The organism is Arthrobacter sp. (assembly GCF_031179985.1).
Taxonomy (GTDB): domain Bacteria; phylum Actinomycetota; class Actinomycetes; order Actinomycetales; family Micrococcaceae; genus Arthrobacter.
In genome coordinates this window covers 1-3,905 of the sequence record NZ_JAPSHJ010000105.1, presented here as the reverse complement: position 1 = coordinate 3,905, position 3,905 = coordinate 1, and the positions used below count along the sequence as shown (strand labels likewise).

The 3,905-nt window shown below is 63.1% G+C and carries 4 protein-coding genes; 2 read left to right on the top strand and 2 right to left on the bottom strand.

The genetic code is table 11. The annotated features are described in order from the left end of the window. Window positions 1–225: 225 nt before the first annotated feature. Window positions 226–579, top strand: a complete 354-nt coding sequence (locus RIN13_RS20330; protein WP_309109124.1) for an Rv2175c family DNA-binding protein — start codon at window positions 226–228, stop codon at window positions 577–579. Between the two features lie 78 nt (window positions 580–657). On the opposite strand, the gene RIN13_RS20325 is transcribed toward RIN13_RS20330, so the two are convergent. Further along, window positions 658–1,752, bottom strand: coding sequence for a polyprenyl synthetase family protein (locus RIN13_RS20325; RefSeq protein WP_309109123.1), 1,095 nt, complete (start codon window positions 1,750–1,752; stop codon window positions 658–660). Then, window positions 1,749–2,285, bottom strand: coding sequence for a hypothetical protein (locus RIN13_RS20320; protein ID WP_309109122.1), 537 nt, complete (start codon window positions 2,283–2,285; stop codon window positions 1,749–1,751). Before RIN13_RS20320 ends, RIN13_RS20325 begins: the two co-directional genes overlap by 4 nt. 104 nt (window positions 2,286–2,389) lie before the next feature. On the opposite strand from RIN13_RS20320, the gene dinB reads away from it, so the two are divergent. Further along, complete coding sequence (gene dinB / locus RIN13_RS20315; protein WP_309109121.1) at window positions 2,390–3,622, top strand: DNA polymerase IV; 1,233 nt, start codon at window positions 2,390–2,392, stop codon at window positions 3,620–3,622. Window positions 3,623–3,905 lie beyond the last annotated feature (283 nt).

Genomic DNA, 3,905 nt, shown 5'->3' with positions numbered 1-3,905 from the left:
GCGCGGGTCCGTGCTCTGGTATGTTCGGGGTGCGGCTTGGTACTGCTGTTACTCATGTTACTGCTGTTGTTGAAGTGCTTGATGTGAATGTCTCACGAATTTACGGGTAGCACAAGAATTTGCCATTCGATGAATGTCCTGTTCAGACGGTGTGTCGGGGTCCCGTCCGACCCGCACAACGGTGCTGACTAGGCGCCCGGGCTCGGGGCATGGCAACCTTTAGTGGTGAGTAATGTTGAAAGCCTTGTGGGCGAGTGGCTGCCCCTGCCCGATGTCGCGGAACTTCTGAATGTTTCCATCACCAGGGTGCACAGCATGCTGGACGAACGAACCCTGGCGGCCCTGCGGGTCGGCGACAGGAATATCCGGAAGGTTCCGGCTGCCTTCATCCAGGACGGCGCGGTCGTGGACAGCCTGAGGGGAACCATCGTCGTGTTGTCGGACGCGGGATTCTCGGATGAAGACCTGATCGTATGGTTGTTTACGCCCGACGAATCGCTTCGTGGCCGACCGATAGATGCGCTCCGCGAGGGACGCAAGACCGAGATCCGCAGGCGCGCCCAGACGCTGGCCTGGTAAACCGTAACGACCTTGAAACAAAAAACCGCTGCCCGGCCCGCTGTAGAGGGGCCGGGCAGCGTCGAAAACCGCCGGAGGTCAGGAAGCGCGGCTGACCGAGGCCTCGGCCAACTTGCGCAAGGCACTCCGGGAGAACTCGTCCACCGGCAGTTCCGCCAGGGCCGATAACGCATTGTCGGCATACTGGCCGATGAGCAGTTCGGTCGCCTGCAGCGCACCGCAGTCAACAATAATGCGCCGTATCTCAGCGACGTCGGTGGAGTCCAGGTCCGGGCTTCCCAGTTTGCGGTCGATGAAGGCAGATTCAGCGTCACCTGACTGCTCCAGCGCCAAGGCAACCAGTACCGTCCGTTTGCCTTCCCGGAGGTCGTCGCCGGCCGGCTTGCCCGTGGTGACAGGATCACCGAAGACCCCGAGGACGTCGTCGCGCAACTGGAAAGCTTCCCCCAACGGGAGAGCGAAAGCTGAGTAGCCGCGCAGCAGGTCGTCAGGCGCCCCTGCCAACGCGCCGCCCAGCGCGAGGGGATGTTCCGTGGAGTATTTGGCTGATTTGAAGCGGATGATGGACTGGGCCCTGCTCACAGCCTGGGTCCGGTCGCGGACCGGCCCGGCGACTTCCTCCAGGATATCCAGATACTGCCCCGCCATGACTTCCGCCCGCATCAGGTTGAAGATCAGCCGTGCCGTGCTGCCGGAGGCGGCCCTGGGTCCGATGTCTGTAAAAGCTTCTTCGCTGAAGGACAGACAGAGGTCTCCGGCCAGGATGCCGGCAGCCTGCCCGAAACGTTCGCCATCGAGCGCCCAGCCCTGCTCCCGGTGCAGCTGCCCGAACCGGCGATGCACGCTGGGACCACCACGGCGGGTGTCTGAACGGTCGATAATGTCGTCGTGGATCAACGCGGCGGCCTGGAAAAGTTCCAGTGCAGCGCCCGCGGTGACGATCTCCCCGGCGCCCGCGCTGCCGCCGGCGCCCCGCCAGCCCCAGTAGCACATTAAGGCGCGCAGCCGCTTGCCGCCCGTGACGAGGTTGGAGATCGAGTCCATGATGGGATCGATGTCCGGAGAAATGGCAGACATAATTTCCTGCCGGCCCGCGAGGAATTCCCGCAGTCGGGCCGCCACTGCTGCAACAAAGTCCGCTTGCTCGACGAGGAGCTGCTCGCCCGCCGTCACTTGACGGACTCAGGCGCGACGTTGGCGCCAAGGGTGAATGTGGACGTGCCGCCCGCCTCAACGACCGCCAGGTTTACGGTCTCGTTGGTGCCGCGGATGTAGTCCTTTGACACAACGCTTCCCACGGAATCCCCCGGAACGGCCTTAAAACCCTGTCCTTCGAGGGATGCCGAATAAAACTCGACGACGGCCGCAGGCTGTGCCTGGACACTTGCCACCAGTGCCACGTTGGCAGGAATTGAGGACTTGTCGAAGCTGCTTGAGATCACCGTTGCGCCGGGCATGAGCGGCAGCAATGCACTGGGGAAGCCTTCGACGACGGCTCCTACTGTGGCAGAGGCGGTGGCACTCCCGGCAGCGTCGGACGGCACGGCAGCGGTAGACGGGGTCTCTGCAGCAGTGGAGGGTGATGGTGCCGGGGACGAGGACTGCGCCGGGTTGCCGGGGGTGGACGTGCAGGCGGCCAGCGCCAGGACGGCCCCGACGGCGAGCAGCGCGAGTCCGTGCGGCGCCTTCATGCCAATAGTCGTCACAGGGAAATTCCTCCGGAAGTCGAAAGCGGGATGCAGCCTCCAGTTTAGTCAGTCCCGCACCATAAGATTGCAGCGTGCAGGTGGACAGGAACGAAGGCAGCCGAATGGGCAGGGCAGAAGCAGACGCTGCACCTGTGCTTTCCGCGCCCGGCGGAACCACCTCCCGCAGTTCCATCCTGCACGTGGACATGGACGCTTTCTTCGTGTCGGTCGAGCTGCGGAGCCGCCCGGAACTGCGCGGCAAGCCCGTCATTGTCGGGTTTCCCGGGGAACGGTCCGTGGTCCTGTCCGCCTCTTACGAGGCCCGGGCTTATGGCGTGAAGTCTGCGATGCCCATGGCAGTGGCGGTCCGGCGGTGTCCCCAGGCGCTGGTCATTGAACCACGGCACGGCCTCTACTATGAGGTTTCCAGACAATTGATGGCCCTTTTCGAGTCAATTACCGATCTGGTGGAGCCACTCAGCGTGGATGAGGCCTTCCTTGACGTCGGCGGTGCTATCCGCCGTCTCGGTCCGCCGGCCACTATCGGGGCCCTGATAAGAACCCGCGTGGCAACCGAGCTGGGAATTACCGCATCTGTGGGGATTGCCGTCAATAAGTTCGTGGCCAAGATCGCCTCCACACGCTGCAAACCGGACGGGTTGCTGGTAATCGAACCGGCGCAAACTGTGCCCTACCTTCAATCCCTTCCGGTCGACGCGCTCTGGGGTGTGGGTGAAAAAACCGCCCAGGTACTGGCGCGCATGGGGATCAGAACCGTGGCCGACGTTGCCGCTACTCCTGCTTCCTCACTGAAAAGGTCCCTTGGCGCCACCGGAGAGCATATCCACCGGCTGGCCTGGGGCATTGACTCCCGCCCGGTCACTCCTGTCCGGGAAGAGAAGAGCATCGGGGCAGAGGAAACATTCGTGGTCGACACCGTGGATGACGCGCTGCTCCACCGTGAATTGCTCCGACTGGCCCATCGGACGGCGTCGAGGTTACGAAGTTCGGGGATGCTGGCCCGGACCATGGCTCTGAAGCTCCGGTACGCAGACTTTTCCACCGTTACCAGAAGCCGGACCCTTCCTGCTCCCGTGGACAGCGCACAGCTCCTCTATGAGGTGGCTGTGCAGTTGCTGGCGAATCTGGGTCAGCGCCCCATGGCGGTTCGCCTGGTGGGTGTGCGGGCGGAACAGCTGGAACCCAAGTCCCACACTGCCCTGCAGCTTAGTTTGGACCGCCGCGACGATAACTGGCGGGCTGCCGAGGAAGCGCTGGATCAGGTAACCCGGCGGTTCGGCACCAAATCGGTGCTCCCCGCCAGGCTGCTCGACGGTCCCGGCCACACCGGCTGACATCGCTGCCGGGGAGTTTCCGGGTCAGGTGGCTTCCCCAGTGTCTTTCCGTTCGGGCGCGGACAAACTATCCTTATTTCTACATAGATTTTCGAACGTTCGGGCACGGTTCAGGGGCTATTGCACATGAGGCTGCTTCGTCCGGATCCGGCACCCAAAATTCACCTTCACCAGTGACGGTGGAAGCGGAACCAAGTCGGGTGGCCGGGCGTTGGAGAAGTGGAAGTAGTTGTTGGGCCTGGCCGGACGTTGGCCTACATTAAGGAGGTCGTGATGCCGCTCT